The following is a 25,314-nucleotide window of genomic DNA, read 5'->3' as shown; positions in this document are numbered from 1 at the left end:
CCTCTTCTTAATTCTTCGCGACAGCGGGTTGTGCTGCCGTGGGCGCAGCCGGTGTACGCCAGCCGACGGCCAGGCCGTTGGCGTAACGCAGGTCGACGCTCGCAATGTTCGTAATCTGTTCTTTCAAGGTTTTTTCATAGATGGCAATAAAGCGGCGCATCTTTTCCACCAAGCGGTCGCGTCCCAGCAACAACTCGATGCCCGGGCCGGAACTGCCTGCCCCGGTCGTCAAAAACCAGCTGCCCCGCTCACGCAATTCCAGGCGTGCAATGGAGAAGCCCAGTGGCCGCAGCATCTGGCTCAAGGCCTGGTACTGCTGCATCACTTGCTGCTGCGCCCGCTGCGGCCCGAACAGCTGCGGCAGGTGTTCATAGTTGGCCAGCTCACGCGGAGTGAACGCCTGGCCCTGGTTGTTCAACAGCGCTTCATCGCCCCAACGGGCCACGGGCAGTTGTTCTTCCAGGCGGATCGTGACCTGGTCCGGCCATACCCGGCGAACTTCGGCGTGGGCGATCCACGGCATCTGTTCCAGCTCCGAGCGCATGCCGGCCAGGTCGATGGTAAAGAAGCTCGCCGCCAGGTATGGGCCGATGCGCTGCTGTACCGCTTGCTGGCTGATGTAGCTCAAGTCGCCCTGCACGCTGATCTTGGTGATCGGCCGGTCGGCATACGGCAACAGACGCTGCGCGCCTTCGTACGTGCCAAAGCCCAGCACCACCAGCAGCACCGGCCAGAACAGCGCCTTGATAAAACCAAAGTTGGCTTTTGGCAGGCGCGCCGACATCGGCTCTTTAGCCACCATTCGGCTTGCACCCCGTGGCACCGGCTTGCGGCTCGGTGCTTGTGGGGGCTGATGACGAAGCGATGCGCCGTTCATGTGTTTAGCCTCTTGGCTCAATGCTGTCGGCCAGGATCGCCAGCACTAACTGCTGGAAATCCAGACCGGCGGCACGGGCTGCCATGGGAACCAGGCTGTGGTCGGTCATGCCCGGTGCGGTGTTGACTTCAAGGAACCAGAAATTCCCTTGGTCATCCTGCATCACGTCTGCCCGCGCCCAACCGGCGATACCCAGCGCCTCACAGGCTTTCGCCGTGAGGTCCATCAATTCCTGTTCCTTGGTTGCTTCGAGCCCACACGGGATCCTGTACTGAGTATCGGAAGCCAGGTACTTGGCGTCGTAGTCATAAAAGGTGTGGGGCGTGCCCAAAGCGATGGGCGGCAATACCTGGCCACGCAGGGTGGCGATGGTGTACTCGGGACCGGAAATCCACTGTTCCACCAACACTTGCGAATCGTAGGTACTTGCCGCTTTCCATGCGTCGATCAATTCGGCGGCCGAGTTCACTTTGGCCATGCCGATACTGGAGCCTTCATGGGCTGGTTTGACGATCAAAGGCAGGCCCAGTTCCTTGGCCGCAGAAATACAATCGTCTTCACTGCACAGTACGGCGTGACGTGGGGTCGGAATGCCCAGGCTGTGCCACACCTGCTTGGTGCGCAACTTGTCCATCGCCAAGGCCGACGCGAGGATGCCGCTGCCGGTGTAAGGGATGCCGGCGCATTCGAGCAGGCCCTGCATGCTGCCGTCTTCACCGCCGCGGCCGTGAAGAATGAGAAAGGCACGGTCGATCTTCTCGGCCTGCAGGCGGGCAAGGAAGTCATCGCCCACATCGATACCGAACGCGTTCACGCCAGCACTTTGCAGCGCCTCAAGCACCGCATTGCCGGACTTGAGCGACACTTCGCGCTCGGCGCTCTTGCCGCCGAACAACACGGCCACGCGACCGAAGTCGGCAGGCTCAAGGGTGGAAAACAGGGAGCCGTAATCAGTGGTCATTTCGACTTCCCCTTGGCGGCGGCTGCAAACAGCGGGCTCGCCAGCAATTTGGGCGCAAGGCCACCGATATCACCGGCCCCCTGGCACAGCAGGATGTCACCAGCACGCAACAGCGGCTTGACGATAGGCGCCAGGTCCACACCACGCTCGATGTAGATCGGGTCCAACTGGCCGCGCTGGCGGATGCTGTTGCACAGCTTGCGGCTGTCAGCGCCCGGGATCGGTTCTTCACCGGCCGGGTAGACTTCCATCAGCAGCAGCACGTTGGCATCGGCCAGTACATTGACGAAATCGTCGTACAGGTCGCGGGTGCGGCTGTAGCGGTGCGGCTGGTACACCATCACCAGCCGGCGCTCCGGCCAACCACCGCGCACGGCCTTGATAACGGCCGCAACTTCGGTCGGGTGGTGCCCGTAGTCGTCCACCAGCATCACGTCACCGCCTTCGACCGGCAGTTGGCCGTAGACCTGGAAGCGACGGCCCACACCGGCAAAGCGCGACAGGCCCTCGACGATGGCTTCATCGCTGACGCCTTCATCGGTGGCAATGCAGATGGTCGCCAAAGAGTTCAGCACGTTGTGATTGCCCGGCATGTTCACCGACACGTCCAGAGGCTCGCGATCGGGGCGCAGCACGGTGAAGAAGGTTTGCATGCCTTCCTGGCGCACATTGATTGCGCGCACGTCGGCGTCTTCGCTGAAGCCGTAGGTCACGGTAGGGCGTTTGACCTGGGGCAGGATTTCACGCACCACCGGGTCGTCCAGGCACACCACCGCCAACCCGTAGAACGGCAGGTTGTGCAGGAAGTCGACGAAGGTTTTCTTCAACTTGTTGAAGTCGCCGTCGTAGGTCGCCATGTGGTCTTCGTCGATGTTGGTGACGACGGCAACCAGCGGTTGCAGGTGCAGGAAGCTCGCGTCACTTTCATCGGCTTCGGCGATCAGGTAGCGACTGGTGCCCAGCTGGGCATTGGTGCCAGCTGCATTCAAGCGGCCACCGATGACGAAGGTCGGGTCCAGGCCACCGGCGGCGAACACCGAGGCGATCAGGCTGGTGGTGGTGGTCTTGCCATGGGTACCGGCCACGGCGATGCCGTGGCGATAGCGCATCAGCTCGGCAAGCATCTCGGCACGCGGTACCACAGGGATACGGCGCTCAAGGGCGGTCGCCACTTCCGGGTTGGACGTGTTCACGGCGCTGGACACCACCAGCACGTCAGCCTCGGCGGCGTTCTCGGCACGGTGGCCGATGAAGATCTGTGCGCCAAAGGACTTCAGGCGCTCGGTGACCGGCGACTCTTTCAAGTCCGAGCCGGACACCTGGTAGCCCAGGTTCAGCAACACTTCGGCAATCCCGCACATGCCCACGCCACCGATACCGACGAAGTGAATACGACGGATGCGGCGCATCTCGGGTTGCGGCATGGCTTTCTGATTCTCAACCATGGGCCACCTCCAGGCAGATATCGACCACGGTGCGGGTTGCGTCAGGTTTGGCCAGGCGGCTTGCGGTGCTCGCCATGCTGTTGAGTCGTTCCGGTTGCATCAAAACCTCGGTCAGGCGTGCGGCCAAATCGGCGGCGCCAGTCGTTCTTTGCGGCAGCAGGAAGGCAGCGCCCTCCCCGGCCAAATATTCGGCGTTGCGGGTCTGGTGATCGTCGATGGCGTGGGGCAAAGGCACCAGCAAGGACGGCAGACCGGCGGCCGCCAGTTCACTGACGGTCAGCGCACCAGCGCGGCAGACCACCAGGTCGGCCCAGCCATAGGCTTGGGCCATGTCTTTGATGAAGGGCTGTACATTGGCCTCTACACCGGCCTCGCGATAACGCGCGGCGGTGACTTCATCGTGGTTCTTGCCGGCCTGGTGGAAGATCTCCGGGCGCACATCCTCAGGAAGTTGCGCAACGGCTTCAGGCAGCAATTTATTCAGTGGCTCGGCACCCAGGCTTCCGCCCAGGATCAGCAGGTGAGCCTTGCGCCCGGCCAGCGCGTCACGCGCAATGGCCATGAACAGTTCGGTACGCACCGGGTTACCGGTGGTGCGAAGCTTGTCGGAGGCGGCGAAGGTTTTCGGAAAGGCTTCACACACCCGCGCGGCCAATGGCACCAGCAGGCGGTTGGCGGTACCGGCGACGGCGTTCTGTTCATGGACGATCACCGGCACGCCCGCGAGTTTCGCCGCAACGCCACCAGGGCCGGTCACATAACCACCAAAGCCAAGCACACACACCGGCTTCAACTCGCGAATGATCTTGCGCGCCTGCATGACCGCCTTGAGCAACACGAACGGCGCCTTGAGCAATGACAACTTGCTCTTGCCGCGCAACCCGGTGACGTTGATCAAATGCAGCGGCAAACCGGCATTGGGCACCAATTCGTTTTCGATGCCACGGGGCGTACCCAGCCAGTGCACGGTATAGCCACGGTTCTGGAATTCACGGGCGCAGGCCAGGGCCGGGAACACATGCCCCCCGGTACCGCCCGCCATGATCAGCACGTTAGCGCCCATGAGTCGGCTCCTCGGCGAAGTCGCTCTCGCTGAACTCCATCTCTTCGCTGCCCAGGTGGGTGCGACTCTCCCACTCGATACGCAGCAACAACCCGAGACAGGCGCAGCAAATCACCAACGAGCTGCCGCCGTAACTGAGGAACGGCAAGGTCAGGCCCTTGGTCGGCAGCAGGCCGACGTTCACGCCGATGTTGATCAGGAACTGGCCGATCCACAGGAAGGCCAACCCATAGGCAACGTAGGCGGCGAAGAACTGCTTGGCCTTCTCGGCCCACAAGCCGATGTACATGGCGCGCACACAGACGAATACAAACAGTGCCACGGTGCACAGCGAACCCACCACACCCAACTCTTCGGCCAATACCGAGAACACGAAGTCGGTGTGGGCTTCCGGCAGGTAGAACTGCTTCTGCACACTGTTGCCCAGGCCCACACCCAGCCACTCGCCTCGACCGAAGGCAATCAGCGCCTGGGTCAACTGGTAGCCGGAGCCGAACTGGTCGGACCAGGGGTCGGTAAAGGTGATCAAACGCGCCATCCGATAGGGTTGCGCCTGTACCAGAATGGTCACGGCCGCCACCGCCAGCACCACCATCAAGGTGAAGCGGAACAGCCCTACCCCACCCAGGAACAGCATCGCGGCGGCGGCGCCCATCATCACGACCGTGGCCCCGAAGTCGGGCTCCATCAGCAGCAGGCCAGCCATGGGCAGCAGCACGATGAACGGCTTGAAGAAGCCCATCCAGCTTTCGCGTACTTCTTTCTGACGGCGCACCAGGTAACCGGCGAGGTAGATCACCACGAACACCTTGGCGATTTCCGAAGGCTGCACGTTGAACGCGCCGAAGCCGATCCAGCGCATCGAACCGTTCACCTCGCGGCCAATGCCCGGGACGATCACCATGACCAGCAAGCCGAACGCACCGATCAGCATCAGCCAACCCAGACGCTGCCAGGTGGCAATCGGAATCATCATGGTGACGATGCAGGCGCCCAGGCCGATCACCAGGTACACCAGGTGGCGGATCATCATGTACAGCGTGTTGCCCGACTGCACGGCAGCCACTTCGGAGGACGCCGAAGTGATCATCACCAGGCCCAGGCCGAGCAGCGCCAGGCAACCGGCGAGCATAGGGAAATCAAGGTCAATGCCGCGCCCGGTAATGATCGGCGACGGGTATGGCTTGATGATGTTTCTCAGGTTGAGGCTCATGCCAAAGCCTCCACGGCGCGGGCGAACAGTTGGCCGCGCTCTTCATAGTTCTTGAACATGTCGAAGCTGGCGCACGCGGGCGACAGCAACACCGCATCGCCAGGCTGGGCCAGGGCTTTGCTCTGGGCAATGGCATCATCCAGGGAAGCTGCGCGTACTTGCGGTACAGCGTCACCGAGGGCGGCGGCGATCAGGTCCGAATCGCGGCCCATCAGCACCACGGCGCGGCAATGGGCGGCGACTGGCGCTTTGAGGTCCTTGAAGTCGGCGCCCTTGCCATCACCACCGGCGATCAGCACCAGCTTGCCGTCGATATCGGCACCCAGGCCTTCGATGGCCGCCAGGGCTGCACCGACGTTGGTGGCTTTGGAGTCGTTGTAATAGCTGACGTCATTGAGGTCGCGCACCCACTGGCAGCGATGCTCAAGCCCGGCAAACGTGCGCAGGCTCGCGAGCATGGCGTCGAATGGCAGGCCAACCGCGTGACCGAGTGCCAAGGCCGCCAGGGCATTGGACTGGTTGTGTGCGCCACGGATTTTCAGTTCGCGTACCGGCATCAGGTTCTGGAATTCGAACGCCAGGTACTTCTCGCCGTTCTCTTCACGAATGCCGAAGCCTTTGAAGTCCGGTTTGCCCAAACCGAAGGTCCAGCAGGGCATGCCCTCGCCCATCAGCGGACGGCTCAGGGCATCCTGGCGGTTGACGACAAATTGCCTGGCGCCCCGGAAGATTCGGTGCTTGGCCAGGTGATAAGCCGGCAGGCCGCTGTAGCGGTCCATATGGTCTTCGCTGACGTTCAATACCGTCGCCACTTCAGCGCCCAGGTCGTGGGTGGTTTCCAGCTGGAAGCTCGACAATTCCATCACATACAGCTCGACGTCGTCGCTGAGCAGGTCCAGAGCCGGCACGCCAAGATTGCCGCCGACGGCCACACGCTTGCCCGCCGCCGCTGCCATCTCGCCGACCAGAGTGGTAACGGTGCTTTTGGCGTTGGAACCGCTGATGGCCACGATCGGCGCCTTCGCGTTGCGTGCGAACAGGTCGATATCGCCAGACAGCTTCACGCCACGGGCCGCAGCTGCTTGCAGGGCCGGTGTCGCCAGGGCCAGGCCCGGGCTCACGTAGAGCTCGTCGGCACGACACAGAAACTCGACATCCAGCTCGCCACAACGCACTTCCACGTGCGGGTAGTCACGGCGCAGCGTGACCAGCTCCGGTGGATTTTCCCGCGTATCGGCCACGGCAAACGACGTGCCCCGGTTCGCCAGGAAGCGAACCAGGGACATGCCGCTCTTGCCGAGGCCGACAACGATGCGGAAGTGGTCTGAAGCGATCAAGGACACTCGTTTCTACCTCAGTTTCAGGGTGGCAAGGCCGACCAGTACCAGAATCACGGTGATGATCCAGAAGCGGACAATCACGCGTGGCTCAGGCCAGCCCTTGAGTTCAAAGTGGTGGTGAATCGGCGCCATGCGGAACACACGACGCCCGGTCAACTTGAAGGACGCCACCTGGATGACCACCGACAGGGTTTCCATCACGAACACACCGCCCATGATGAACAGCACGATTTCCTGGCGAACGATCACCGCGATGGTGCCCAAGGCTGCGCCCAGCGCCAGTGCGCCGACGTCGCCCATGAAGACTTGTGCCGGGTAGGTGTTGAACCACAGGAACCCCAGGCCGGCACCGATCAGCGCGCCGCAGAACACGATCAGTTCACCGGCGCCCGGTACATACGGAATCAGCAGGTATTCAGCGAACTTCACGTTACCCGAGAGGTAGCAGAAGATGCCGAGCGCACCGCCCACCATCACCGTCGGCATGATCGCCAGGCCGTCGAGGCCGTCGGTCAGGTTCACCGCGTTGCTGGAGCCGACGATCACGAAGTAGGTCAGCACCACAAAGCCCACACCCAGCGGGATGCTCACATCCTTGAGCATCGGGATGATCAAGGTGGTTTCCACGGCACTCGGCGCGGTGGTGTACAGGAAGATCGCCGCAGCGAGGCCGAACACCGACTGCCAGAAATACTTCCAGCGGCTTGGCAGCCCCTTGGAGTTTTTCTCGATCACTTTGCGATAGTCATCCACCCAGCCGATGGCACCGAACAGCAGGGTCACCAGCAACACAACCCACACGTAGCGGTTATGCAGGTCGGCCCAGAGCAAGGTGCTGACGCCGATGGACGACAGGATCAGCGCACCGCCCATGGTCGGCGTGCCGGACTTGGACAGGTGCGACTGCGGGCCGTCGTTACGAACCGATTGACCAATTTGCAGGTTCTGCAGGGTGCGGATCATCCACGGCCCCAGGAACAGTGACAAAGACAGCGCGGTCAGCACACCCAGGATCCCGCGCAGGGTCAGGTACTGGAAGACCGCGAAGCCTTTGTGGAACTGTTGCAGATACTCAGCCAGCAGCAGCAGCATTAATGTTTCTCCGTACTTGAGCCACACAAGGCTGCGACGACGTTTTCCATCACCGCGCTGCGCGATCCCTTGATCAAAATGGTTGTGTGTTTGTCATGTTCAGCCGCCGTCAACGCCTGGATCAGCTCGGCCTGGCTCGGGAAATGCCGCGCGCCAGGGCCGAAAGCGTTGACCGCATGGGCCATGTTTGTGCCAACGGCGTAGAGCGCGTCCACTTTGCCGGCGGCATAGGCGCCGACTTCACGGTGGCCCTGTTCAGCCCAATCGCCCAATTCGCCGATATCGCCCAGCACCAGCACCTTGCGCCCATCAAAGCCTTTGAGCAGGTCCACAGCGGCATTGATGGAGGACGGGTTGGCGTTGTAAGTGTCATCAATCACGCGCATGCCGTTGCCAGCCAGTTGCGCCACGGTGCGGCCCTTGACCGGCTGCACCGCGCCCAGGCCGGTGGCAATACCGAACAGCGACACGCCCAGGGCATGGGCGGCAGCGGCGGCGGCCAAGGCGTTGGCGACGTTGTGGTTACCCAGCAGGTTCAACTGCACGTGCTCATCACCTTGCGGGGTGTGCAAAGTGAAGGACGGGCAGCCACGGGCATCGACATTGATGTTGGAGGCGTGGAAATCGGCTGCGGCATTCAGCACTGCAAACGTCAGGACCTTGCGACCGGCGGCGCGTACACGCCAGGTCTCGAAGGCCTTGTCATCCAGGTTCAGTACCGCAGTGCCCGAGGCGTCGAGGCCCTCAAGGATTTCGCCCTTGGCTTCGACGATTTTTTCCGGGCCGCCGAACTCACCGACATGGGCGGTACCGGCGTTGTTGATGATCGCCACGTGAGGCTGGGTCAGCGCCACGGTATAGGCGATTTCGCCGATGCGCGAAGCCCCCAGTTCAATCACTGCCGCCGTGTGTTCCGGGGCCAGTTCGAGCAGGGTCAGCGGTGCGCCGAAATCATTGTTCAGGTTGCCACGGGTCGCGAGTACCGGCCCGCGCGTACGCAAGACGCCAGCAAGCAGTTCCTTGACCGTGGTCTTGCCGCTGGAACCGGTAATGGCCGCCACCGGCTTATCAAAAGCAGCACGGTTAAGCGCACCCAGTTGGCCCAGGGCCAGGCGGGTGTCGGGTACCAGCAATTGCGGCAAGGCAGAATCGGCCACTTCACGCTGCACCAAGGCACCGACGGCACCTTTGGCGGCAACGTCGTTGAGGTAGTCGTGACCATCGAAACGCGGGCCGGCCAGGGCGACAAACAGCTGCCCCGGCTGGATGTTACGACTGTCGATACTGACGCCGGTGAATGTGCAGTCGCTCGACAGCACACGGGCCGACAGGGACTGGGCCAGTTCGCTGAACGTCATCGCCTTAAGCATGGGCGACCTCCCAGGCGGTCAGGGCGTGATCCGCCTCGACCAGATCGGAGAAGGCATGGCGCTCACCGTTGATTTCCTGATAGTCCTCGTGGCCTTTACCCGCGAGCACCACTACGTCGTCCGCGCCGGCACCGGCGATCAACTGGGCAATGGCGGCGCCGCGACCAGCCACAAAAGTGACGTTGGAGGCGTCTTTGAAACCGACACGGATGTCGTCGAAAATCTGGCTCGGGTCTTCGCTGCGCGGGTTATCGTCGGTGACGAGTACGCCATCGGCCAAGCGCTCGACAATTTCGGCCATCAACGGGCGCTTGCCGCGATCGCGATCACCGCCGCAACCGAACAGGCAAAGCAGTTTGCCTTTGGCATGTGGGCGCAGCGCTTCGAGGACTTTTTCCAGGGCGTCCGGAGTATGGGCGTAATCGACCACCACCAGCGGTTGTGTACCGCCACCCAGGCGCTGCATGCGACCAGCCGGGCCTTCCAGCTTTGGCAGTACGCGCAGAATTTCATCCAGGGCATAGTCCAGGCCCAGCAGTGCACCGATAGCGGCGAGCACGTTGCTCAGGTTGAACCGCCCGAGCAAGGTGCTGCGCAAGTGGTGCTCGCCCTGCGGCGTCACCAATGTGGCGCGCACGCCTTCATCATTGAATTGGGCTTCGCGGCAATACAGGTAGGCACTGGCATCTTGCAGGCTATAGCTGATCAGGCGCGCGTCGCTCCCTTCGCCCGCCAGTTGGCGGCCGAATGCGTCGTCGAGGTTGACCACCCGGCACTTCAGGTCATTCCAGGCAAACAGCTTGGCCTTGGCGGCGGCGTACGCCTCCATGGTGCCGTGGTAGTCGAGGTGATCGCGGGACAGGTTGGTCATCACGGCCACGTCAAAAGCCAGTGCGGTGACGCGCCCTTGGTCCAGGCCATGGGAAGACACTTCCATGGCTACCGCCTTGGCACCGGCCTTTTTCAGGTCGGCCAGGGTCGCTTGTACGGCAATCGGGTTTGGCGTGGTGTGCAGGCCGCTTTGCAGCGCGCCATAGAAACCGGTGCCCAGGGTGCCGACGATGCCGCAGTGCTGACCCAGCAGGTCCAAAGCCTGGGCAACCAACTGGGTCACACTGGTCTTGCCGTTGGTGCCAGTCACGCCCACCAGGTTGAGTTGACGGCTCGGGTCACCGTAGAAACGCCCGGCGATGTCGGACAACTGCGCTGCCAGGCCCTTGACCGGAATCAACGGCACATCGGTGATCGGCAGCACGGTGGCGCCTTCCACTTCATAGGCGACCGCAGCCGCACCGCGTTGCAGGGCATCGGCGATATGCGCACGGCCATCGAGCTTGCCGCCAGGTACCGCCAGGAACAGGTCACCGGCGCGTACATTACGGCTATCCAGCGTCAGCTCACGAATAAGCAGATCGTGGCCGGCATGGGCAAAAATCTTGTTCAGGCTAAGAGACATCAGCCGCGCCCTCCATTGGCTTTGACAGCGGCAGCCGGTGGACCAGCGTTGGCTTGTTGCGTTGGCGGCAGGTTGTCCGGCGTGATATTCATCAAGCGCAGGGTGCCGGACATCACTTTGCTGAACACCGGCGCCGAAACCAGGCCACCGAAGTAGCCGGCTTTACTAGGCTCGTCGATGACCACGACGATGGCATAGCGTGGGTCGCTCATCGGGCCGAAGCCGGCGAACAACGAACGGTAGGAGTTTTCGGCATAGCCCTTGGTGCCCACCGAGGTCTTACGCGCCGTACCGGACTTGCCAGCAACGTGGTACGCCGGCACCTGGGCGCGGAATACGCCACGCGGTGCCTCGATCACTTGTTGCAGCATGCCTTGCATGGTCTTGGCGACGTTCTCCGGGATCACTTGGGTGGCTTTTGGCGCTTCGTCGACGTGGATCAGGCTCAGCGGAACCATACGGCCGTTATTGGCCAATACCGAGAACGCGTGGGCCAACTGGATGGCGGTCACCGACAGGCCGTAGCCATAGGAAAGCGTGGCAGTCTCGGCTTTTCTCCACTCGCGGTAGTTCGGCAGGTTACCGACCCGCTCGCCCGGGAAGTCGAGGCCGGTGGGTTGCCCCAGGCCGATCTTTTGCGCCAGGTGATAGATGGTCTCGCCGCCGATATCGAAAGCAACCTTGCTCATGCCGACGTTACTGGAGTTGATCAGGATGCCGGTCAGGTCCAGCACTGGCCCCTCGGTGCGGGACACGTCACGAATGGTGTACTTGCCCAACTGCAAGGTGCCTGGGTAAACCTCGACCTTGTCGCTGGGTTTCCAGCGGCCGGTTTCCAGGGCAGCGCTCATGGAGATGGCTTTCATGGTCGAACCGGGTTCGAACACGTCGATCATCGCTCGGTTACGCATCATCGCCGGCTGCAGGTTGCGGCGGTTGTTCGGGTTGTAGGTGGGCTGGTTGACCATGGCGAGGATCTCGCCCGTTTTCACATCCATGATCACCAGACTGCCGGCCTTGGCGCCGTTCTCGATGATCGCGTTACGCAGTTCGCGGTTGGCCAGGTATTGCAGGCGCAGGTCAATCGACAACGCCAAGGGCTTGCCAGCCTTGGCGTTCTTGGTGACCTGGACGTCCTTGATCAGCCTGCCGCGCCGATCCTTGATGACCTGGCGCTTGCCGGGAACCCCAGCCAGCCATTCGTCATAGGCCAGTTCGACCCCTTCGCGGCCGTGGTCATCGATGTCGGTGAAACCCACCATGTGCGCGGTGGTTTCACCGGCCGGGTAGAAACGCCGAAATTCCTCGATGCCGTAGACGCCGGGAATTTTGAGATCGAGCACTTGCTGGCCTTGCTCAGGGGTAAGCCCACGAACCAGGTAGATGAATTCTTTATTGGCCTGGGCTTCCAGGCGTTCGGTCAGGGCCTTGCGGTCCTGCCCGAGGGCAGCGGCCAGTTCAGGCCACTTGTCCTTGGCAACTTGCAGCTCTTTGGCGTTGGCCCACAGGGTGGTCACCGGGGTACTGACGGCCAGAGGCTCGCCGTTACGGTCGGTGATCAGGCCACGGTGTGCAGGAATCGGGATGTGCCGCAGGCTGCGAGCGTCACCCTGGCCGATCAGGAAGTCGCGGTCGACGACCTGCAGGTCGAAGATGCGCCAGACGATCGCGCCCACCATCAATGCCAGCAAGCCGAGCATCAGGCGAAAGCGCCATGGGTAGAGTGCCCCTTCGAGTTTCATCATGGCGCCACCATGCGAACTTCAGCCGCGCCTGGGATGTGCATCTTCAACTGTTCGGTAGCCAGCACTTCGATACGGCTGTGGGCCGTCCAGGTGCTTTGCTCAAGAATCAACCGGCCCCATTCTGCCTGGGCTTTGTCGCGCACGCTCAATTCCCCGTAAAGGGTATTGAGCAACTGACGGTTCCAGTGGGCGCTGTAGGACACCGCTATCGCGGACACCAGCACGCCGACAAACAGCAGCAACATAAAGAAGCTGCCGCCCGGGAGGGGCTTGGCGAAAAGCTTGCTCACCGCAATTTCTCCGCAACACGCATGACGGCGCTACGGGAACGTGGGTTGGCCTTGAGTTCGGCTTCGGAAGCGAACTGCGCTTTGCCATGGATTTTGATTTTCGGCACGAAGGCTTCGAAACGCACCGGCAGGTTACGCGGCAGGTTATCGGACTCGCCCTTTACCAGACGACGCATGAAGAGTTTGACGATGCGGTCTTCCAGGGAGTGGAAGCTGATCACCACCAGGCGACCGCCCACTTCCAAAGCATCCAGAGCGGCTTCGAGGCCGGCTTCCAGATCGCCCAATTCGTTATTGACGTGAATGCGCAACCCTTGGAATGCGCGGGTGGCCGGGTTCTTGCCCTTTTCCCAGGCAGGGTTGGCGACCTTCAGCACTTCGGCCAGGTCAGCGGTGCGTTCGAACGGCTGGATTTCGCGGCGCTCGACCACGGCACGCGCCATTCGACCGGCGAAGCGCTCTTCACCGTATTCCTTGAACACACGGGCGATTTCTTCCACCGGCGCGGTGGCGATGAACTGTGCGGCACTGACCCCACGAGTGGGGTCCATACGCATATCGAGGGGGCCGTCGTTCATGAAGCTGAAGCCGCGCTCCGGGTCGTCGAGCTGTGGCGAAGACACGCCCAGGTCGAGCAGAACCCCGGCCACCTTGCCCGCCATACCGCGCTCGCCGACTTCGGCGCCCAGCTCGGCAAAGCTGCGCTGCACAACGACAAAGCGGCCGTCTTCGGCCGCTAGCGCTTGCCCGGTGGCAATCGCTTGAGGGTCTTTGTCGAACCCGAGGAGTTTGCCGTCGGACCCGAGCTGGCTGAGTATCAACCGGCTATGCCCGCCCCTGCCGAATGTGCCATCGACATAGCAGCCATCGGCACGTACGGCGAGAGCCTCAACGGCTTCGTCAAGCAGTACGGTGATGTGGTTAAAGCCGCTATCAATAGTCACAGGATCAAATCACGCAGTTCATCAGGCATGGCGCCCGGTTGTTGAATAGCAGCCAGGTCCGCTGCAGACACAGCATCCCAGGCATCTTCGTCCCACAATTGGAACTTGTTCAGCTGGCCTACCAGCATTGCGCGCTTGTCGAGCCTGGCGTACTCGCGCAGTCGCGGCGGCACCAGGAAACGACCGCTGCCATCGAGCTCAAGGTCGACGGCATTACCGATCAGCAAACGCTGGAGGCGGCGGTTTTCTTCACGCAATGAAGGCAGCGCGCGCAACTTGGTTTCAATCAACTCCCACTCATCGAGAGGGTAAACACATAAACAGGGGTCAACGGCGTCAATCGTGATGATTAACTGCCCTGAACTTCGCGAAATGAGCTCGTCACGATACCGGCTCGGCATGGCGAGACGGCCTTTTGCATCGAGACTGATAGCGTTAGCTCCGCGAAACACAGATGCGTTTCTCCAAATTTTAGCGTTTTACGTTCAAAAAACCCACTTTGTGCCACTTTCCGCCACTTGCGCACACTATAGGAATGCGCCCACCACACCGTCAAGGCGCGTATTCAAGGAAAAGCCTTACAGAACGGAGATTTAGGAGTGCAAAAGGAGGAGAAACGAGAGTTTGGCGATGTTTTTGACTCAACAACGGCAAATGGCTCAGAGAGCTAGAGGCTAAAGTTAAAGTAATTTATTAAGAGTAAGATTTTTTTGGTATTACGAAGATGCATCTGCCAATGATTTGGCAGGGAGGGATTCTTGCGTTACTACCGGGTTTGCGCACGAGATTCGAACGCAAGGAAAAAAGGTGGAGAGTCGATCTGTAAGCCGGGTTCTGTCTTGAACAGTCATTCGTCTACGATGGCCATCACTGGACATCTTTAGCAACCTACCCGGTCCCAGCGCGGGCCACGCCTTGGGACCCTATTTGGTCTTGCTCCAAGTGGGGTTTACCTAGCCACGAACTGTTGCCAGTCGTGCGGTGCGCTCTTACCGCACCTTTTCACCCTTACCGGCACCGAAGTGCTTAGGCGGTTATTTTCTGTGGCACTTTCCGTAGGCTCACGCCTCCCAGGCATTACCTGGCACTTCGCCCTATGGAGCCCGGACTTTCCTCCCCCCCCTAATTTTCATAGAGGGCAGCGACTGTCCAATCGACTCTCCGCCGCGCAGGTTAACGGCACGGCGGCTTGAGGACAAGTATTAAAAGTGCGGCATTGCCATCACGTTCAGACGAAATACAGATTTGCCCCAGGAACTATTCGGCCTTCTGCTTATCGAGCGCGACCTGATACAACACGTTCTTGCGCACGCCGGTAATTTCCGCTGCCAGGGCGGCGGCGCGCTTGAGTGGCATTTCCTTGAGCAACAAATCGAGGACGCGCATGGCCTCGCTGCCCACCGCATCTTCATTCTCCGGCGCGGTCCAGCCTGCTACCAGCACCACGCATTCACCACGTTGTTGATTGCTGTCGCCCTCGACAAACGCTCGCAGCTCCTCCAGCGGCAACCCCTTGAGGGTTTCGAAGGTCTTGGTCAACTCTCGGGCCAGCAAGGCCAGGCGCTCACCGCCGAACACCAGCTCCATGTCTTGCAGGCATTCAAGGATACGATGCGGAGCCTCATAGAAGATCAAGGTGCGCGGTTCTTCTTTAAGTGCCTGCAGACGCGCCCGACGCCCTACAGCCTTGGCGGGCAGGAAGCCTTCGAAGATAAAGCGGTCCGAGGGCAACCCGGCGGCCGATAATGCAGCAATCAGCGCGCAGGCTCCCGGAACAGGCACTACATTGATACCTGCGGCACGGGCCTGGCGGACCAAGTGGTAACCAGGATCGGAAATCAGGGGCGTGCCCGCGTCGGAAATCAGCGCGACGTCATCACCCGCCAAAAGACGTGTGATAAAGCGGCTACCCTCTTCACGTTCGTTGTGTTCGTGGCAGGCCGCTAATGGCGTGCTGATACCAAAATGCTGCATCAACCGTTGGGAGTGCCGCGTGTCTTCTGCCGCGATCAATTTCACCTCGCGCAATACTTTCAGCGCCCGGGCACTGATGTCGTCCAGGTTGCCAATGGGCGTCGCCACCACAAAAAGCGAGCCAGCAGTGGAATTCAAAAGACCTGGAGCAGTCAAAGCGCACACCTCGATGGTTGGCAAAAGCCACATTGTAGCGCGTAGACGCCTTGAAAATATGCCATCACGGCCGATGCCGTTTCAGCCACCATTAGCTAAACACAACATTTGCACGACCTAAATCCACGGTTTAACGCCATGAACATCGCGCCTGGGCCAGTGCTTGGGTACACTTCCACGCTAATTTGATCGGTATCAGGAACACTTACATGATCGCTTGCCTGCGGCTGCTCTCCGCCCTCTGCCTCGCTGCCTTGCTGGCTGCTTGCGCCAGTTCGCCCTCCTCAAGTCTTGGCGAACTGCCACGCACGCCCGATGCCAGTATCGAGCAACTGCTCGAACAGGCGACGAACGCCAAGACGCCAGAAAAAGCCGCGTTGCTGCGCCTGAGCGCGGCAGACCTGGCTTACCAGCAGAACAACCCCGGCCGCTCCTCGCAGATCCTTGCGCAAGTGCCCCTGGACGCCCTGAAGCCAGCCGCGCAGGTATTTGCCAGCACCCTGGCCGCAGAACTGGCCATGGGGCGCAACCAGCCCAAGGCGGCCTTGGCAGCGCTGAACCACCCCAGCCTGCAAAGCCTGAAGGAACTGCCGACCGACCAGCAGATCCGCACCTCTACCGTACATGCACGTGCCTATGAAGCCGATGGGCAGACCCTCGCCGCCGCTCGCGAGCGGGTGTCCATGGCGCCCCTGCTGACGGGTGAGGCTGCCAACAGCAACCACGAGGCCATCTGGGTATTGATTGCCGCGTTGCCAGCCGAACAGCTGCAAGCCACTGGCAACCCGACACTCGATGGCTGGATCACCCTGGCCCAGGCGGTCAAGGGCGCCGGTACGCTGGAGCAACAACAAGCCGCCATCGACACCTGGCGCGCACAGAACCCGGGCCACCCGGCTGCAGTGCAACTGCCAGCGCCGCTGACCAAGCTCAAGGAACTGGCCAGCCAGCCCCTGAACAAGATCGCCCTGCTGCTGCCGCAGGAAGGGCCGCTGGCGGCTGTGGGCAAAGCGCTGCGCGAAGGCTTCATGGCGGCTCACTACCAGGCTGAACAAGCCGGGCAGAAGCCACCGGTCATCGAGTTCTATGACAGCTCGCGCCTGGGCTCCCTCGACGACTTCTACGCCAAGGCCCAGGCCGCCGGCGTGCAACTGGTGGTCGGCCCGCTGGAAAAACCGCTGGTCAAGCAACTCAGCGCACGCCCGCAGCTGCCGATCACCACCCTCGCCCTGAACTACAGCGAGACCGATCAAGGCCCGGCGCAGTTGTTCCAGTTCGGCCTGGCCGCTGAAGACGAAGCCCGCGAAGTGTCGCGCCGTGCACGTGCCGACGGCCTGCACCGTGCCGCCGCCATGGTGCCCCGTGGCGAATGGGGCGAGCGCGTCTACAAAGCGTTCCGCCAGGATTGGGAAGCCAATGGCGGCACCGTCATGGGCGTTGAATATGTCGATCAGCCTGTTGCCTTGGCCCAGCAGATCGCCGATCTGTTCCAACTGCGCAAGAGCGAAGGCCGCGCCAAGAGCCTGCAAAGCACAGTAGGCACCGACGTAGCCGCCCAGCCTTCGCGTCGCCAGGACATCGAGTTCATCTTCCTGGCCGTAACGCCGCAACTGGCCCAGCAGATCAAGCCGACCCTGAACTTCCAATACGCCGGCGATGTGCCGGTGTACGCAACCTCCCACGTGTTCAGTGCCAGCGGTGACCGTAACCAGTACCTGGACATGACCAACGTGATGTTCTGCGAAACCCCCTGGTTGCTCAACACCACCGACCCACTGCGCAACCAGGTTGCGGCGCAATGGCCGCAAGCCAATGGCAGCCTGGGCCGCCTCTACGCAATGGGCGTCGATGCCTACCGCCTGGCACCACGCCTGGGCCAGCTCAAGGCACTGCCTGACACCCGTGTCGACGGCCTCTCGGGCAACCTGGGCATCAGCGCCAACCAGCGCGTGGACCGCCAGATGCCGTGGGCGAAGTTCGTCGGCGGCGAAATACAGCGCCTGCCCGATACCCCACGCTGATGCCCCAGCGGTCCAGCGCACAAAGCGGCAAGGATGCCGAACTGCATGCGCTCGATTACCTGCAACAACAGGGTCTGCGCCTTCTGGCGCAGAACTGGTTATGTAAACGCGGCGAGCTTGATCTGGTCATGCTTGACGGCGATACAGTAGTATTCGTCGAAGTCCGCTACAGAAAACACGCACAATGGGGTGGCGCGCTCGCCAGTATCGACGAGCGCAAGCGTCAAAAGCTGATACTCGCTGCGCAGTTTTTCCTGCAAAAAGAGCATCACTGGGCTGACCGCCCCTGCCGTTTCGATGTGGTTGCCATGGAAAGCACCCCGTCAGGCACAGCTGATCTGACCTGGCTTAAAAATGCCTTCGACAGCTGATTCGCCGGGCACCCTCACCACTCACTTTTGCTCTTTGCATTGCGGGCTGCACATTACCTGTGCCAAACAGCCGCGCTACTTAAGGTCACACAGATGGACATGCAATCCCGAATTCGCCAGCTTTTCCAGGCCAGCATCGACACCAAGCAACAGGCGATGGACGTACTTGCACCGCACATCGAGCAAGCCAGTCAGGTCATGGTCAATGCCTTGCTCAACGAAGGCAAAATGCTTTCGTGCGGCAATGGCGGTTCGGCTGGCGATGCCCAGCATTTTTCCTCCGAGCTGCTCAACCGTTTCGAACGCGAGCGCCCGAGCCTGCCGGCCATTGCATTGACCACCGACTCGTCGACGATCACTTCGATCGCCAACGACTACAGCTACAACGAAATCTTCTCCAAGCAGATCCGCGCCCTAGGCCAGCCGGGCGATGTATTGCTGGCGATTTCCACCAGCGGCAACTCGGCGAATATTATTCAAGCGATCCAGGCCGCACATGATCGCGAAATGATTGTCGTAGCCTTGACCGGTCGCGACGGCGGCGGCATGGCTTCGCTGCTGCTGCCCGAGGACGTGGAGATTCGCGTCCCGGCCAATGTCACTGCACGTATCCAAGAAGTTCATCTGCTGGCGATCCACTGCCTGTGCGATCTGATCGACAGCCAACTGTTCGGGAGTGAAGAATGACCGTTAATCGCCTCAGTCTTTTGGCCATTACGCTGTGCGTCGCCATCAGCGGCTGCAGCTCGGCTATCACCGCTACACGGGACACCCCTATTCAGGACGACCGGGGCACACGCACCTTCGGCAGCACCATTGATGATTCGCTGATCGAAACCAAGGTCAAGGTCAACGTCGCCAAGGCTGCTACCGACCTGGGCAACGGTGCCTCGCGCATCGTGGTGACCAGCTTCAACGGCGTGGTCCTGCTGGCAGGCCAAACACCCCGCGCCGATCTCAAGGCCCAGGCCGAGCAAGCCGCTGCCGGCGTGCAACGCGTCAAGAAGGTCCACAACGAACTGCAGGTCATGGACCCGATCACTCTGCTGGCCATCAGCAACGATGCCTTGCTGACCACCAAGATCAAGGCCCAGATGCTGACCGACAGTGCAGTGCCAGGCTCGCGAATCAAGATCGTCACCGATAACGGCATCGTCTACATGATGGGCCTGCTGACCCAGGCAGAAGCCACCCGCGCCGCCAACCTGGTGCAAGGTGTGTCGGGCGTACAGAAGATCGTCAAGGTATTCGAATACATCGACTGATGTAGATCGAAGCTGCCTGATCGTTCCCACGCTCTGCGTGAGAACGCATCCCGTGACGCTCCGCGTCACCGCACAAGCTTCAGCTTTTGCGCCAAGAGTGGGACGCGGAGCGTCCGAGCGGGCATTCCCACGCAGAGCGTGGGAACGATCAAAAAAGGGCGCCGTGCATTGACTGCACGGCGCCCTTTTTAGTGCCCAGGGTTTACTGGTATTGCTGGTACGGATTGCCCTGGAACTGGTTGTTCTGCTGTGGTGCCTGCTGCTGACCAGGCTGGCCGTATTGCTGGCCAGGGATCGGGCCGAGGTTGACTTCGACGCGACGGTTCTGCGCACGGCCATTCACGTCGGCGTTGCTGGCAATGATCGTTCCCACGCTCTGCGTGGGAACGCATCCCGTGACGCTCCGCGTCACCGCACAAGCCTCGACTTTTGCGCCATCAGTGGGACGCGGAGCGTCCGAGCGGGCATTCCCACGCAGAGCGTGAGAACGATCAAAAAAGGGCGCCGTGCATTGACTGCACGGCGCCCTTTTTAGTGCCCAGGGTTTACTGGTATTGCTGGTACGGATTGCCCTGGAACTGGTTGTTCTGCTGTGGCGCCTGCTGCTGACCAGGCTGGCCGTATTGCTGGCCAGGGATCGGGCCGAGGTTGACTTCGACGCGACGGTTCTGCGCACGGCCATTCACGTCGGCGTTGCTGGCAATCGGGTTATCCGGGCCGGCACCGCGTGCGCTCAGGTTGGCACCATTAACGCCTTGGGAGGTCAGGTAGTTGGCCACGCTCTGCGCACGGCGCTGGGACAGGTCCATATTCAGTTGGCGGCTACCGGTGCTGTCGGTGTAGCCAACGATCTGGATGGTGTTCTGGTTGAACTGCTTGAGAGAGTTGGCCAGGTTGTTCAGCGGCTGGTAGAAGCTGCTGGAGATCGCGTCCGAGTTGGTGGCGAAGGTAATGTTGCCCGGCATGATCAGCTTGATCTGGTCACCCTGGCGCTGCACCTCGACCCCGGTGTTCGCCATGCTTTCACGCAGTTTTTTCTCTTGCTGGTCGGCGTAGTAGCCATAGCCCGCCGCACCGGCACCCGCAACGACTGCGCCAATCAGCGCGCCCTTGCCACGGTTGTTATGGTCGATGGCCGCACCGGCCAATGCACCAGCCAGCGCACCGAGGCCGCCGTACTTGGCGGTTTTGCTCATGCCGCTTTCGGAACCATTGCTGGCCTGTCCCTGGCTGCCGTCATAAGGGTTAGGTGAGGCGCAGCCAGACAACAGGGCTACGGCGGTAGCGACAACAAGCAGACGACGCGGAGTGAACATGAAGGAAGCTCCTACTTTTGCATTCTGTGATGCAGAGGACATTGGCAATGGACCTGTGCCGAGTTTGGAACGCGACAAACGGCAAAAATTCCGTGGAGGGGAGCGTAAAGCATAGCTGTCTTTGGCTCGGGCCTGTGTCTGTGTGTCTGTACCGGTTTGTATCAGAGCCGACAACCCATCACGCACGCACGAAAGGATTCTCCCGCATCTCATCGCCCAGCAACGTATCCGGCCCATGCCCAGTGACCACCGTCGCGCCCTCGTCCAGCGTATACAAGCGCTGCTTGATCGACCGCACGATCGTCGCTTGGTCGCCACCCCATAAGTCCGTGCGCCCTACGCCGCGACGAAACAAGGTATCGCCGGCGATCAACAGCTTGGCGTCGGCGAACCAGAAACTCATCGAGCCCGGCGTATGCCCTGGGGTGTGCAAGGCTACGCCACAGCCGCAGGCCAGTTCTTCGTCATGCTCCAGCCAGCGATCCGGCGACGGTACCGGGACGTAGGGCACGCGAAACATCTGGCATTGCATTTCCAGGTTGTCCCATAGAAATTGATCATCTTTGTGCAGATGCAGCGTGGCGCCGGTCTTTTCTTTCAATTGACCGGAGGCGAGGAAATGATCGAGGTGAGCATGGGTGTGGATAATGCTCACCACCTTCAGGCCCAGCGCATCAAGGCGCGCCAGGATCAACTCGTGATTGCCACCGGGGTCGACTACGATGGCTTTTTTAGTGATCGGGTCGCCAATGATGGTGCAGTTGCACTGCAACGGGCCGACGGGAAAGGTTTCGCGAATCAACGGTTGTTTTTCAATAGTCATGGGTGTCCTGCAAGCTCTCTGGCGCGTTCCAAGTGCAGTATGGTGTAGCTTGCACCTGCTCTGGAAGGAGTCGATTGCGCGGTATATCCGCTGCTAAGCTACACAAGCGCCATTAAGTCCACCGCTGCAGTCAGTCGCATTTGGAGCAACACCCATGGCGAATCAACAGATCATCTGCGAACACTGCGACTGCGTGTACGAGAAAGTCACGCTCGCCAAACATCAAAAAGCCCTGTGTGTGCGTTGTTTTGGCGTGCTGCAGCGCTATAACGGCCTGTCGGTGCAGCAACGCCTCGCCCTGACGGTGACCGCCGCAGTGCTGTGGACCTTTGCGAACTTTTATCCGGTGATGAGCATCAGCCTGCAGGGCTTGAAAAACAGCGCGACGCTCTGGGATTCAGTCGTTGCATTGAGCCTGGGGCCGATTACGTTCATTGCTTTGGTCGCGGCGATTTCCATCATTATCGCGCCGGTGTTTCAGCTGCTGTTGCTGATCTGGGTGCTGAGTTTCGCGTTGGCCGGTAAGCGCTCGCCGGCATTCAAGCTGTGCATGCGCTGGCTCGAAGCACTCCGGCCCTGGAGCATGCTGGAGGTGTGCCTGCTGGGCGCGATGGTCGCGGTCTTCAAGCTGGCCGGCATGCTGGATGTGATCCCTGGCACCGGCCTGTTCGCCTTGGCCGCCCTGAGCCTGTTGCTGATCCGCATTGCCGGGCGCGATGTACGCGACCTGTGGGACACCGTATGAATTCACCGCCCACCGCCCGCGAGCTGAATCTGTGCCTGTGCCATACCTGCGGCCAGCCCTGCGACATGCGCCTTGAGCCCACCGAGTGCGATCGCTGTGGCGCCGCACTGCATCGGCGCAAGGTGCAGTCCCTGACCCGAACCTGGGCCTACATGCTCACCGCCCTCGCCTTTTATGTCCCGGCCAACTTACTGCCGGTGATGAACACCACCATGCTCGGCTCGGGCGCAGACAGCACCATCATGAGTGGCGTGCTGGAGTTCTGGCAGCATGGCGCCTGGGACATTGCGCTGATCATTTTCATCGCCAGCATTGCCGTGCCGGGTATCAAGTTCCTGTCGCTGGGGCTGCTGCTGGTCACCGTGCAGCGTAATAGCCAGTGGGCGCGCAAGGAGCGTTCAAAGCTGTTTCGGTTTATCGAACTGATCGGCTACTGGTCGATGCTCGATGTCATCGTGGTTGCCCTGGTGGCCGCGCTGGTGAAGTTTCAAGCCCTAGGCACGATCGAACCGCGCCTGGGCATTCTGTTTTTTGGCCTGGTGGTCGTGTTTACGATGCTGGCGGCCATGAGTTTTGATCCCCGGCTAATCTGGGAAAATCCACATAACGAGGAGACCTCGGATGAGCTCATCCAAGGCTGACACCCCTGCGGGGCAACCCGTGATCAAGACGCGTCGTTTCAGTGTCTCGCTGGTCTGGATCGTGCCGATTGTCGCCGTACTGGTGGGGATCTCGCTGGTGATTCACAGCGTCATGCAACAAGGGCCGACCATCGTCCTCAACTTCAAGACCGGCAGCGGGCTGGTTGCCAACAAAACCGAGGTCAAATACCGCAACGTGGTGATCGGCCAGGTAACCGCCGTGGCCCTGAGTGATGACCAGAAAAGCGTCAATGCCACCGTCGAGCTGGTCAAACAGGCCGAAAGTTTCACCCGCGAAGATTCAAAATTCTGGGTGGTGCGCCCGCGCATCGGCGCAGGCGGCGTGTCGGGCATCGACACGTTGTTGTCCGGCGACTACATCGGCGCAGACATTGGCCAGTCCGAGACTCGCGCCAAACACTTCACCGGCTTGGAAAACCCGCCGCCCATCACCTACGGCGAGCCGGGCAAGCGCTTCACCCTGCACACCCAGGCCTTGGGCTCCCTGGATATCGGCTCCCCCGTCTATTACCGCAAGATCCCGGTGGGCCAGGTAGTGGCCTATGAGCTGGACAACGAGGGCAAGGGCGTGAATGTCGAAATCTTTGTGCATGCGCCCAATGATGTGTACATCACTGAGAACACGCGTTTCTGGAATGCCAGCGGCGTCGACTTGAGCGTCGGTGCCAATGGCTTCGCGCTGAAAACCGAATCCTTGTCCTCCATGTTGATGGGCGGGATCGCCTTCCAGGCGCCGCCCTACAACCCCAATGACAAACCGGCCGAAGAAAGTCGCAGCTTTGAATTGTTCGAAGACCAGCAAAGCGCCCTCGCCCCGCCCAACGGCAAGGGGCAATACATGGTCCTGCGCTTCGATCAGGCCCTGCGCGGGCTGAAAGTCGACGCACCGGTGGAGTTCCTCGGCGTCGAGTTCGGCAGGGTTGTATCGATCAACCTGGATTTCGATGCGAAGAAACGCACTTTCCCGGTCAATGTCGGCATCGTGATCTACCCGCAACTGCTCGGCGAGGCCCACACCAAGTTGCTCAAGGCCATGAACAATAACCCTGACGATGAGGCAGCCGGCGTACGCCTGATCGGCACCTTCATCGAAAACGGCCTGCGCGCCCAGGCCCGCAGCGGTAACTTGCTGACCGGCCAGCTGTACATCGCCCTGGACTTCTACCCCAAGGCCGAGAAAGTCGCGTTCGACCCGAACCAGCGCCCCGTGGGCATCCCCACGATCCCGGGCAACCTGGAACAACTGCAAGAGAAGTTCGAAGGCATCGTCAACAAGATCAGCCAACTGCCTGTCGAGCGCATTGCCGGCAACCTCGACGCCAGCCTGGTCGAACTGCGCAAGGGCCTGGCGCAATTCAACGCCAAGACGCTGCCGGGTGTGCAGACGACCTTGGCCGACGTGAGCAAGACCCTGCAATCGGCCAGTTCAACCCTGGCCGAAGACTCGCCGCAGCGTGAACAACTGACCCAGACCCTCGACGAGTTGGGGCGCATGTCGCGCTCCCTGCGCGAGCTTTCGGATTACCTGGGCCGGCATCCGGAGTCGCTGATTCGCGGCCGCCCCGATAACGCCGCACCGACGGACCTGCAAGGGCCACCCCGCAAATGACCATTGGAGCCGCCATGACATTGCCGTTGAAGATCACGTTGCTGAGCACCCTGCTGCTGCTCGGTGCCTGCCGCAGTGAACCCATCGCTTTTCATACCCTGACCCCGGCGCACTTGAGCCCGAGTACGCGAGCAGAGGCCGGCGGTGTGCGCATTGAGAGCATCAGCGTGCCGCCTCAGGTCGACCGCGCGCAGATCGTGATCCGCCAGGGCGACAGCGGCCTGGCGATTCTTGAAACCCAGTGGTGGGCCGCCACCCTCGCCGATGAACTGAGGAGCGCCTTGGTGGATCAATTAGCCAACAGCAATGCCCGGCAAGCCGTGGCTTTGCGCGTAGACGTGCAGCGGTTTGACTCGGTACCGGGGCAGTACGCATTGCTCGATGTGCGCTGGCGCGTGAGGCAAGTCAATGGCGATCGCCCGGCCTTGACCTGCCGCACCACCTTGCAATCACCCGCCGGGCCGAGCATCGACGATTTGGTGGTGGCGCATCAGAACAACCTCAAGCGTTTCGCGGCGCTGATCAATCAGACCGTCGACACCTCACTCAAAGGCTGCCCGACCACGCCATAAACCC

24 protein-coding genes, 1 other RNA gene and 1 pseudogene are annotated in these 25,314 nt (G+C 61.1%); 8 read left to right on the top strand and 18 right to left on the bottom strand.

What is annotated here, in order from left to right; all coding sequences use genetic code 11:
* Positions 1-7: 7 nt before the first annotated feature.
* The 15 genes from BT204_RS13400 to rsmI all read right to left on the bottom strand — a co-directional run bounded on the left by BT204_RS13400 (position 8) and on the right by rsmI (position 15,959).
* Complete coding sequence (locus BT204_RS13400; RefSeq protein WP_019816943.1) at positions 8-877, bottom strand: cell division protein FtsQ/DivIB; 870 nt, start codon at positions 875-877, stop codon at positions 8-10.
* 4 nt (positions 878-881) lie between these two features.
* On the bottom strand, positions 882-1,838 hold the full coding sequence (locus BT204_RS13395; protein ID WP_072447110.1) for a D-alanine--D-alanine ligase: 957 nt from the start codon (positions 1,836-1,838) through the stop codon (positions 882-884).
* Positions 1,835-3,283, bottom strand: coding sequence for a UDP-N-acetylmuramate--L-alanine ligase (gene murC / locus BT204_RS13390; RefSeq protein ID WP_003188677.1), 1,449 nt, complete (start codon positions 3,281-3,283; stop codon positions 1,835-1,837). Before murC ends, BT204_RS13395 begins: the two co-directional genes overlap by 4 nt.
* A complete protein-coding gene (murG, locus tag BT204_RS13385; RefSeq protein ID WP_003188675.1) occupies positions 3,276-4,346 on the bottom strand; it encodes an undecaprenyldiphospho-muramoylpentapeptide beta-N-acetylglucosaminyltransferase in 1,071 nt (356 codons plus the stop codon). The genes murC and murG overlap by 8 nt, the downstream gene beginning before the upstream one ends.
* Positions 4,336-5,547, bottom strand: coding sequence for a putative lipid II flippase FtsW (gene ftsW / locus BT204_RS13380; protein WP_161793210.1), 1,212 nt, complete (start codon positions 5,545-5,547; stop codon positions 4,336-4,338). Before ftsW ends, murG begins: the two co-directional genes overlap by 11 nt.
* Before the next feature lie 8 nt (positions 5,548-5,555).
* Entirely contained in the window at positions 5,556-6,902 is a 1,347-nt protein-coding gene (gene murD, locus BT204_RS13375; RefSeq protein WP_034126339.1) for a UDP-N-acetylmuramoyl-L-alanine--D-glutamate ligase, read from the bottom strand.
* A 6-nt stretch (positions 6,903-6,908) separates the two neighbouring features.
* The gene (gene mraY, locus BT204_RS13370) at positions 6,909-7,991 is read right to left on the bottom strand and encodes a phospho-N-acetylmuramoyl-pentapeptide-transferase (RefSeq protein ID WP_003188670.1); all 1,083 of its coding nucleotides are present in this window, start codon (positions 7,989-7,991) and stop codon (positions 6,909-6,911) included.
* A complete protein-coding gene (gene murF, locus BT204_RS13365; protein ID WP_072447108.1) occupies positions 7,991-9,361 on the bottom strand; it encodes a UDP-N-acetylmuramoyl-tripeptide--D-alanyl-D-alanine ligase in 1,371 nt (456 codons plus the stop codon). Before murF ends, mraY begins: the two co-directional genes overlap by 1 nt.
* Positions 9,354-10,817 (bottom strand): UDP-N-acetylmuramoyl-L-alanyl-D-glutamate--2,6-diaminopimelate ligase, encoded by a 1,464-nt coding sequence (locus tag BT204_RS13360; protein ID WP_054898899.1) that lies wholly within the window; start codon positions 10,815-10,817, stop codon positions 9,354-9,356. Before BT204_RS13360 ends, murF begins: the two co-directional genes overlap by 8 nt.
* Positions 10,817-12,559, bottom strand: a complete 1,743-nt coding sequence (locus tag BT204_RS13355) for a peptidoglycan D,D-transpeptidase FtsI family protein (RefSeq protein ID WP_019816949.1) — start codon at positions 12,557-12,559, stop codon at positions 10,817-10,819. The genes BT204_RS13360 and BT204_RS13355 overlap by 1 nt, the downstream gene beginning before the upstream one ends.
* The gene (ftsL, locus tag BT204_RS13350; RefSeq protein ID WP_003188663.1) at positions 12,559-12,852 is read right to left on the bottom strand and encodes a cell division protein FtsL; all 294 of its coding nucleotides are present in this window, start codon (positions 12,850-12,852) and stop codon (positions 12,559-12,561) included. Before ftsL ends, BT204_RS13355 begins: the two co-directional genes overlap by 1 nt.
* Positions 12,849-13,790: a 16S rRNA (cytosine(1402)-N(4))-methyltransferase RsmH gene (rsmH, locus tag BT204_RS13345; protein WP_096143177.1), complete on the bottom strand. Its 942-nt coding sequence runs from the start codon at positions 13,788-13,790 to the stop codon at positions 12,849-12,851. Before rsmH ends, ftsL begins: the two co-directional genes overlap by 4 nt.
* 2 nt (positions 13,791-13,792) lie before the next feature.
* Entirely contained in the window at positions 13,793-14,248 is a 456-nt protein-coding gene (gene mraZ / locus BT204_RS13340) for a division/cell wall cluster transcriptional repressor MraZ (RefSeq protein ID WP_004371993.1), read from the bottom strand.
* A 355-nt stretch (positions 14,249-14,603) separates the two neighbouring features.
* An RNA gene (rnpB, locus tag BT204_RS13335) (RNase P RNA component class A) lies at positions 14,604-14,957 on the bottom strand.
* Between the two features lie 96 nt (positions 14,958-15,053).
* Complete coding sequence (gene rsmI, locus BT204_RS13330) at positions 15,054-15,959, bottom strand: 16S rRNA (cytidine(1402)-2'-O)-methyltransferase (RefSeq protein ID WP_087149550.1); 906 nt, start codon at positions 15,957-15,959, stop codon at positions 15,054-15,056.
* Between the two features lie 176 nt (positions 15,960-16,135).
* Here rsmI and BT204_RS13325 point away from each other — a divergent pair, with 176 nt between their 5' ends.
* The 4 genes from BT204_RS13325 (at position 16,136) to BT204_RS13310 (ending at position 19,583) form a co-directional block, all read left to right on the top strand.
* Complete coding sequence (locus BT204_RS13325; RefSeq protein ID WP_072447106.1) at positions 16,136-17,947, top strand: penicillin-binding protein activator; 1,812 nt, start codon at positions 16,136-16,138, stop codon at positions 17,945-17,947.
* Positions 17,947-18,318 (top strand): YraN family protein, encoded by a 372-nt coding sequence (locus BT204_RS13320; RefSeq protein ID WP_054898902.1) that lies wholly within the window; start codon positions 17,947-17,949, stop codon positions 18,316-18,318. Before BT204_RS13325 ends, BT204_RS13320 begins: the two co-directional genes overlap by 1 nt.
* Positions 18,319-18,411: 93 nt before the next feature.
* Positions 18,412-19,005: a phosphoheptose isomerase gene (locus BT204_RS13315; protein WP_007904374.1), complete on the top strand. Its 594-nt coding sequence runs from the start codon at positions 18,412-18,414 to the stop codon at positions 19,003-19,005.
* On the top strand, positions 19,002-19,583 hold the full coding sequence (locus BT204_RS13310) for a BON domain-containing protein (protein ID WP_003188655.1): 582 nt from the start codon (positions 19,002-19,004) through the stop codon (positions 19,581-19,583). Before BT204_RS13315 ends, BT204_RS13310 begins: the two co-directional genes overlap by 4 nt.
* A gap of 202 nt (positions 19,584-19,785) precedes the next feature.
* Here BT204_RS13310 and BT204_RS13305 read toward each other — a convergent pair.
* The 3 genes and pseudogenes from BT204_RS13305 to BT204_RS13295 form a co-directional block, all read right to left on the bottom strand.
* Positions 19,786-19,944: pseudogene (locus BT204_RS13305) on the bottom strand (cell envelope biogenesis protein OmpA); the annotation flags it as partial.
* Between the two features lie 184 nt (positions 19,945-20,128).
* The gene (locus BT204_RS13300; RefSeq protein WP_019816951.1) at positions 20,129-20,899 is read right to left on the bottom strand and encodes a YiaD family glycine zipper/OmpA-like lipoprotein; all 771 of its coding nucleotides are present in this window, start codon (positions 20,897-20,899) and stop codon (positions 20,129-20,131) included.
* Between the two features lie 178 nt (positions 20,900-21,077).
* Complete coding sequence (locus tag BT204_RS13295; protein WP_034126333.1) at positions 21,078-21,722, bottom strand: MBL fold metallo-hydrolase; 645 nt, start codon at positions 21,720-21,722, stop codon at positions 21,078-21,080.
* 154 nt (positions 21,723-21,876) lie between these two features.
* Between BT204_RS13295 and BT204_RS13290 the strand changes: the two genes are divergently transcribed.
* The 4 genes from BT204_RS13290 to BT204_RS13275 are packed head-to-tail and all read left to right on the top strand — an operon-like array spanning position 21,877 to position 25,310.
* Complete coding sequence (locus BT204_RS13290) at positions 21,877-22,467, top strand: paraquat-inducible protein A (protein ID WP_034126332.1); 591 nt, start codon at positions 21,877-21,879, stop codon at positions 22,465-22,467.
* A complete protein-coding gene (locus BT204_RS13285; RefSeq protein ID WP_014716963.1) occupies positions 22,464-23,108 on the top strand; it encodes a paraquat-inducible protein A in 645 nt (214 codons plus the stop codon). Before BT204_RS13290 ends, BT204_RS13285 begins: the two co-directional genes overlap by 4 nt.
* Positions 23,089-24,738 (top strand): PqiB family protein, encoded by a 1,650-nt coding sequence (locus BT204_RS13280; RefSeq protein WP_014716962.1) that lies wholly within the window; start codon positions 23,089-23,091, stop codon positions 24,736-24,738. The genes BT204_RS13285 and BT204_RS13280 overlap by 20 nt, the downstream gene beginning before the upstream one ends.
* Positions 24,739-24,752: 14 nt before the next feature.
* Positions 24,753-25,310, top strand: a complete 558-nt coding sequence (locus BT204_RS13275; RefSeq protein WP_054897007.1) for a PqiC family protein — start codon at positions 24,753-24,755, stop codon at positions 25,308-25,310.
* Positions 25,311-25,314 lie beyond the last annotated feature (4 nt).

The organism is Pseudomonas sp. NFPP02, assembly GCF_900119355.1.
In the GTDB taxonomy this organism is placed as follows: Bacteria; Pseudomonadota; Gammaproteobacteria; order Pseudomonadales; family Pseudomonadaceae; genus Aquipseudomonas; species Aquipseudomonas paracarnis.
Note: the sequence above shows the minus strand (reverse complement) of the source record. Positions and strands in the feature narration are given on the sequence as shown.